The sequence below is a fragment of the Vibrio rubrogenes genome, from assembly GCF_059641415.1.
The window spans coordinates 57,711-65,924 of sequence record NZ_JCARSY010000023.1; the positions used below are offsets into that span (position 1 = coordinate 57,711).

Annotated in this window: 4 protein-coding genes (1 of these 4 cut by a window edge); 2 read left to right on the top strand and 2 right to left on the bottom strand. The window is 49.3% G+C overall.

Features of this window, described 5'->3' with window-relative positions; all coding sequences use genetic code 11:
- Together AC55NX_RS15130 and AC55NX_RS15135 are read right to left on the bottom strand one after the other, a co-directional pair.
- A protein-coding gene (locus AC55NX_RS15130; RefSeq protein WP_496996482.1) for an amino acid adenylation domain-containing protein crosses the window boundary here: on the bottom strand, window positions 1–3,853 show its 5' portion. Its footprint begins 2,849 nt before the window's first position; 3,853 of the gene's 6,702 nt are visible here — the first part of the coding sequence; it begins with the start codon at window positions 3,851–3,853; its stop codon lies off the left edge, out of view.
- Window positions 3,854–3,888: 35 nt separating this feature from the next.
- Window positions 3,889–4,815 carry a TauD/TfdA family dioxygenase gene (locus AC55NX_RS15135; RefSeq protein ID WP_496996483.1) on the bottom strand — a complete coding sequence of 309 codons (927 nt, stop codon included), beginning with the start codon at window positions 4,813–4,815 and terminating at the stop codon, window positions 3,889–3,891.
- Window positions 4,816–5,146: 331 nt separating this feature from the next.
- Here AC55NX_RS15135 and AC55NX_RS15140 point away from each other — a divergent pair, with 331 nt between their 5' ends.
- Together AC55NX_RS15140 and AC55NX_RS15145 are read left to right on the top strand one after the other, a co-directional pair.
- Complete coding sequence (locus AC55NX_RS15140; protein WP_496996484.1) at window positions 5,147–7,441, top strand: TonB-dependent siderophore receptor; 2,295 nt, start codon at window positions 5,147–5,149, stop codon at window positions 7,439–7,441.
- Between the two features lie 171 nt (window positions 7,442–7,612).
- On the top strand, window positions 7,613–8,214 hold a 602-nt coding region (locus AC55NX_RS15145; RefSeq protein ID WP_496996485.1), incomplete at its 3' end, for a thioesterase II family protein.

Consider the following 8,214-nt stretch of genomic DNA (forward strand, 5'->3'; position numbering starts at 1 on the left):
TCCAGCCATCAACCACCAGATGATGACGCGTCCAGACTAAACGGAACTGCGCTTGACCAAAGTGCACTAAAGTGACTCGCATCAGCGGTGCCGTGCCGATATCAAATCCGTTGTCCGCCTCATGGGCTAACAGCGCCGCAAATGCACTCCCCTGATCCGCATCACTCAGATGCTGCCAGTCCTGATAGTCTGTGTCGATTTTCACCCCGCGACACACCACCATAACCGGTTGATCCAGCCCTTCCCAGATAAACCGGCTGCGCAGAATATCATGACGTTGCGCAGCGTCTTGCCATGCCTGAAGAAAATCGAACGGTTCAATCCGTCCTTCAAGTGACATCCCGGTCACATTGGTATACAAGCTCGGATCGTTTTCCAGCAGGCAATGATAGAAGATCCCTTGCTGACCGGGAGACAGCGGCAGAATATCCTCAATCACATTCGCGTCAATCTGAGCGGTGATTTGCGTCAGATCCGGTTGACTGAGATCAGCAGTCACCTCACCACATTCGATGGTATTCGGCAGTGATGCCATCTGACGCCGTGAGAGCGAGGGTTGTAGTGATGTTGTCTGGTTATCAGCAACCTCAGCAGTGGTATTCACAGCTTCTTTTACCTGTACCTGTTGTTCAGCAAGGAATGCTGACAGCGCTGCCGGGCTTTGATGGCGGAAGATGACCTGAGGAGTCAGCGGCAATGATGCCTTTCTTGCCGTCGCGACCAGTTGCAGTGCCAGAATTGAATCGCCCCCCAGCGAGAAGAATCCGGCCTGTGGGTCAATTGACGTCGGCTCAAGTTGCAGCACCTGTGCAAAGAGTGTCTGTAGCTGACTGACAAACTGATGCTGTGGCGCGGCTAAATCGGTCTGTCCTTCTAACTCTTGTCCTTCTAACTCTCCGGCTAACGCCGTCTGTCCCTTTAACTTCGGTCCCTTTAACTTGCCACCAGCACCAGCCTCTAAAACCGTCTGTCCCGCTAAGCGAGAAGGCGTGGTCGTTGACCCGGCAATGAACGTTTGCGCCAGCTCCCGCAAAGCCTTGCGGTCTACCTTGCCGTTACTGTGACGCGGTAGCTGGTCAAGAGACTGCCAGAAATGCGGTAACATATAACCGGGCAATTCACTTTCCAGTGCGGTAATAAGCTGATCATGGCGATAGTCTGAGACGACAAATGCGACCAGTGATTCACGCCGCTCACCCCTTTCAAAATGGACAGCCGCTTCACGAACCGACGGAAGTTGTGCCAGCTTGCGCTCAATTTCTGCCAGTTCAACGCGGTAACCGCGGATTTTCACTTGTCCATCGGCACGACCGATGAACTGGAGCGACGCATTGGGTAAGCGCCGAACCCGGTCTCCGGTGCGATAAATCGTTTCACCGGAGATCAGCGGATGGGCAATAAAACTTTGTGCGGTTTTTTCAGCATCCTGCCAGTATCCTTCAGCAAGCTGACGACCGGCCACATAGAGCTGACCGACCGCGCCGGTCGGAACCGGAGACATCGCATCATCCAGCACATAAATCCGGTTACCGGCCAGAGGCGTTCCCAGCGAAACCGGCTGATCAGCGATCAGTTGACCGGCGAGAACGCCGACGGTTGTTTCTGTCGGCCCGTAGTGGTTAAAGACGGTCAGGTTCGGCGCGGTTTGCCATAGCTGTTGCAACAATGCATCCGTGACACCTTCTCCCCCGAGTACTAAAGCGAGCCGGGGCAGAATTTCCAATCGCTCCGAGGCCAGCAATCCTTGCAGATGTGACGGCACGACTTTCAACATATCGACCGGATAGGTGTGCAGATGATCCGCAAGCCCTTCGGCGTCGAGCATCCACTCTTCATCAAGTACCCGGACAGGGAACCCACCCAGCAATCCGCCCCATAGTGCGGTATAACTCAAGTCGGTCGCAATACTGGCCAGACTGGCGTAGACACTGCCGGGTTGCAGGTTCAAACGCTGATTGAGAGCTGTGACATAAGCAGCTAAAGCCTGATGCCCGACAGCCACAGCTTTTGGCGTGCCGGTCGAGCCTGAGGTAAAGATCATATAAGCGGTTGAAGCAGGATTGGCCGATAATTCAGCCACTTGTGCTGAGAAAGACGCGATATCGTCCACATCCAGCCACACGATATTATCGGCCAGCCATGCCGGACGCACGCCTTGTCCCACACAAGCCCGCACTTGTGCATCCGCCATCATGCTTTGTAAACGCATGGTCGGCAGTTTGTCATCAAACGGGACATAAGGCATTCCGAATTGCCATGCCGCCAACATCGCAGCAACCTGTGTCTGTCCCCGTGGTAGCAACACTGCGAGTGAGCCCTGCCCTCGGGGGCTGAACCCTTGCTGTTCAAATCCATAGTGTATTCTGGCGACGGTTCGGTTCAATTCACCGACGGTGATGACTTGCTCGTGATGTAATAACGCGACTTCATCGTCAGTACGCTGCTGCCAGAGCCCCAGCGCTGTTGCCTGCGGATCAGGTTGATAGTCACCGACCTCATTGTTGCTGTCTGATGCGTTCATCCATGCCATCACAGGTAAAGATTGCAGCGCACATTCCGGATTGTCAGTGAGGCAGTCAAGCAAAGCAAAGAAGTCATCAGCCATTGCGGCGACGGTTTCCTCACGGAACAAACTGGTATTAAACCGCCAGTGGCATGACAGTTCCCCGCTCTGAGATTTATACACACCGAGATTAAGTTCGTGGGCTGCACCCCGTTGTCCGGTTTCCAGCATCTGACCAATGATCGGACGACAAAAATCAAGCGTATGGGTTGGTGTATAAGTCAGCATATGACTAATCAGTCCGCTGCGATCAGCACTACGCTCTTTCATCAGCCCTTGTACTAACCGGGCAAACGGCAACTTCTGGTGCGGTACCGAGGCTTTCAGAAACGCGGTATTCTGTTGCATCAACTCGGCAAAACTGATGGATTGCGAAAAGTCAGCCATGACCGGTATCGGGTTTGCACAGTAGCCGACCACGTCGCGATCGCGTCGTCCACGCCGACCGGATGTAGGTGACCCAATGAGAAAACGCGTCTGTCCACTTAAGCGGTGGAGGTAATACTGAAACGCGCTCAGTAACAAGACGTACGGTGTGACCTGATAGGCTTTTGCGGTGGAAAAAATAGCATCACTGAGGCGGCTATCGGCCTGACAAACCAACTGATCACCGGCAAAACTGCGCACTTCCGGACGTTCGAAATCAGTTGGGATATTCAACCCTTCGGGCACATCACCGATGGTCTTTTGCCAAAATGTCATTGCTTTCGCCGCCGATTCACTTGCCAGCCATGACTCCTGACGTGCCAGCCAGTGAGAAAACTGTTCGCGGATCTCTGGCGCCGGTTGCCCCGTCGTCAGGTGAGTATAAAACTCAGCCCAAGTCTGCATAAACCGCTCCATACCGTAAAAATCACCGGCGATGTGGTGCGCAGTGACCGTGATATAGGAAGCTTCTTCACCAATCAACAGACTGGCTCGCAGGACATTTCCTTCTTCAAGGCGGAATGGTTTATCGGCTGAACGGGTCACCCAGCTTTGACGTTCCGAATCAGCATATGTCTTCTGTTCGACCGCAAATTCCGCCTGCGTTGCAGCAAACAGTCGCGCACAGACTTGATCCCCTTGCTGAAAATATCCGGTGCGCATAATTTCGTGGCATTCAACCGCCTGATAAAAGCTCTTTTCTAGTTTATCCAACTGTAAAGCCGGTTCTCCCGGCAAGCCTAACTCACTGACAAAGTAGACGTTATATGCAGCTGACCCCGGAGCAAGCTGGTACAAAAACCACAGCGCGGACTGATTGAGTGACACGGGTTGGTTTGCGTGTTCAAGAGAGATGGTATTCATCGTTATTTTTCCTCACCTAGCGCTCAAAACAAGGGTTAGCAGTTTGGCTCGGCCATCGCGACGACCACTTTCCGGGGACCGGTAAAGCGAGAGCGGGCATGAGCAACCAGCATATTGTCCAGCATCAGAACATCCCCTTGTTGCCACGGGAATTTCACCATGCACTCATCTAATACCCCCCGAATTTCATCAAGAATGCCATCTTCAATCGGTGAGCCGTCACCGTAATAAACGTTCCGGGGTAAATCTTCTTCTTCAACAATCGACAGTAGTGTTTCACGAATATGAGCTTCCAGATTGGACACATGGAACAAGTGCGCTTGATTGAACCAGACCATCTCTTGTGTGATCGGATGTCGGGCAACGGACTGACACACCTGACGAGTTCTCAGCTCACCATCCCCTTTCCAGGTAAAATCAATCTGATGGGCACGACAAAACGCTTCCACCTGTTTCGGATCACTGGTGGCAAACACTTTTTCCCATGGCAAATCCAGCCCGTTGCCATAGTTGCGGACATACATCAGTTTTTTCTCTTCGAAACGTTCACGGATTCGAGTCGGGATCCGACGATACACTTCACGACTGTCGGCAATCGGCGTTTCGCCTTCCGTCTCGGCCGGTTGAATGCAGTGAAACCAGATTTTCATCGGCCAGTTGAGGGTATAAGCCTGTTCGTTGTGCAGCGGGATGACCTGATGCGCGGGATACTCTGTGGTGGTGTAGACACCTTCTCCGAGATCGGTGCGAGGCGTTGAACCAAATTCATAATTGAGCAGCGGAAATCCGAATGATTGGGCAAATTCCTGAAATTCAGTCTCGCCCAGAATATCGAATCCACGGAATAGAATACCGCCATGCCGATGAAGATTGTCTGCAACAATCTGATGCATATTATCCAGATCCGTTCTCCAGCCTTCCGGGTTTTGCATGATGACTTCTAGGGGTAATTCAATTCCCATCGCGATATCTCCTCTGGTTATTTTTTGTCTGTTATCTCTGCACGGTATACCCATATTTTTTGTGGGCTATATGCATGAATGTTCTATGAAATAAAAATTGAGCTTCACTATAATCTAAATGATAGTGATATTGAAAATAATTATCATTAAAACTTTACAGTTGTATATATAATTGTTTACATTTATTGCGCTCAATTAACATGCAATGGTGAGATATCTATCTGTTGATAACTGTGGAATAAATTGCACTTCTATAGAAAGGACACACGGTATTGTCAGTAGCCAGGTAGCTTATCTCGAATTACTTTCATCAGAAAAAGCAGTCATCAAAATGAATAAAATACCTCTAGCTCAAATCATTCGTGAATTGATCCACCCCCGTAATGTTTTGGTGCTCGGATTCGCCGCTTCCCCAGTGTTTGCTGCAACGAATGAAACCGACCATGACGATGCGGATGTGATGGTGGTTACCGGCACCAGCATAAAACAAACACTGACCTCCAATATCGCGCAGTCCACCATGCGGACAGAAGCTGATCTGACGGAAATCCCGCGTTCAGCGGTAGTGATTAACCGTGATTTACTCGAACAGCAAAATGCGGTCAATATGAGCGATGTTCTGAGTAACATCAGTAACGTATCAAAGGGAAACGACTACGGTGGAACGCGTGACGAATTTATAATTCGGGGATTTGAGGCCAGCGTTTACGAAGATGGTACCCGTATTTATGGCTTGGCTTCAGATAAAGCCGTCTTAGAAGATCTTGAATACGTTGAAGTCGTGAAAGGTCCGGAATCGATTCTGTATGGCAACATGAATCCGGGTGGCCTGATTAACCTTATTGGCAAAAAACCAGAAGCAGAACAAAGCTCTCAGGTCACCTTAAATCTCGACGAATATGGCAAACAACGCGTCAGCTTCGACAGCACCGGAGCGGTGAATAAAGATGGTTCGCTGCTGTATCGCTTTGTCGGCATAGCCGATGATTCCGAAGGATGGCGAGACGACTCCGATAGCAGACAAACCTATATTGCCCCCTCTTTAACTTGGATTGCCAACGAGGACACACGCCTCACCTTCTCTTATAAATACAACAAGGAAAAAGTGCCCTTTGACCGTGGTACCTTAGCGGTACTCAATTCATCCGATGGCGACTGGCGATACCTTGATATCGGCAGCAAGCGTCTCGGGGCGGGATTTTCTTCGCAAGAGAGAACCACACAAAAATGGGGCCTCGATATTGAGCATGATATGAATGATATGTGGACCACCCGACTGAAACTGCGACATCAGAAACGAGATTATGATGGGACGCGTGTCCATTTTTATGCTTCATCGGCAGCTTCCCGGAGCAGCACAGCAGGCACCACGATTTATGGCCAAGATCAGAACAAGAACGTTTTCGACGGGACAATCAACCGTTATATCAGTGGAGAGAATACTTCAAGCCGCACCGATGTGATCTCTTGGGAGAACCAACTGACATTTGATATCGGTCAGACATACCATCAAATCACCACGGGAATTGATGTAACCCGTTACAAAGAAGATAAAGCAACCAGCGTCTCGGCCAGTTGGAGTGGTTTAAATACATTAACCACTGCATATTCAGGAGTTTTTTTGGGAACCTCTGATCCGAATAGTGGTGCTTACGACTATAATTCAGACAATTTTACCGATGTTTCCAACCCCAATGACATGTTTAAGATCCAAGATGAATCCCAGACATTAACTGAGTATGGAATTTACCTGAATGATCTGATTGAATACGGTAACTGGCACTTTGTTGCCGGCCTGCGTGCTGACCGTTATTCACGTAAATATACATTAAACTATGATGACACATTGCAGTCCGCAGTCTCATCACTGACAACGTTAGAAGATAGTGATACAAAGACACCTTATGAGACCAATGTAAGTGGTCAGTTAGGCGCTTTATACCAGTTCACCGACAATGTTTCGGGATTCTCAAATGTCGCAACATCCTATATGCCGAATAATAAATATGATTCGGTAGCGAATCATTGGGTGGATTCTCAGAAAGGGACCCAATATGAAGTTGGTACGAAGCTGGCCCTGTTGGATAAAAAACTCAACCTAACGCTCTCAACTTATCGAATTGATTTGGATAATGTCGCGTATGAGGGTGATGTCACCGGTAGCTACGATGTGTATAAACAGCGTAGTCGCGGTTTTGAAATTGACGGTGATTACACCATTACCGAACAACTCACAGCCATCTTCTCTTACGGTTACACCGATGTCGAGTTTGTCAATGCACCAGAGACAATCGCCAAACCAGTTAACGTACCAGATCACAATGCCAGCACGTGGTTGTTCTATGATATCAACGAAAAATGGGGTGCAGGGACAGGCGTCGTTTATGTCGGGGAACGCGCAGGTAACCGACGTAAAGGCTATGATTATACACTCGATGCGTATACGCTGGTGAATATAACCGCTTGGTATCAACCAGCATTTGCCGATAAAAAGCTGCGTGTACAACTGAATGTCGCCAACTTGTTCGACAAAGACTACTACGCTTCATCTTCAGATTCATCACAGAATGCCGTGTATCTGGGGTCACCCAGAACGGTATCTCTGAAAGCGAGTTATAAGTTCTGATCAAGAGAGCTTTGTTTGAGAAGGCCGTTTGGGGGACAGACGGCCTTTCTTTCGTTTTGGATAATTAGCGGGACAGTCGCCAGAAAGTTAAGGGGACAGATACTGGCTGTCTTTACTTGGCAGGACTACTTGGCAGGACAGACGCTTTATTAAATCATTTTGGGAAATCACATGGCAACACTGATATGTCTACCCTCTTCCGGTAGCTCATCTTCACTATATTCCGACTGGAAGCCACTGCTCGCAGCACACAATATCACGCTTTACTGCCCTGAATACCCAGGCAGGGGACGACGGTTTACTGAACCGTTGCCGACGAGTATTCCAGTTCTGGTCGATGACCTGATTCAACAACTCAGGACTATCCTCCCTTCCCATGAGCCTTACCATCTATTTGGCCACAGTTTAGGAGGCCTTGTTGCCTACGAACTCGCGTTAAAAATTCAACAAATCCCCGACCTTCCTCTACCACAAAATTTAGTGATTTCTGCCAGTCATGCGCCTCATCTGCGAGGAGAATCTCAACTCAAAAGTAATCTTTCAGAACAAGAACTTATCGCGTTACTACAAGAGATGGGAGGGATAAAAAATGAAGTGCTGGAACATCCTGAACTACTAGAACTTCTTTTGCCGATCATTCGCTCTGATCTTGCGCTGAATGACAATTATATCCGACGAGATATTGCCCCGTTACTTTGTCCAATCACCACGATTCACGGGCTCTCCGATCCGGTCGTCAAACAAGACAAAGTGAAAGAGTGGGTGCAGTATGC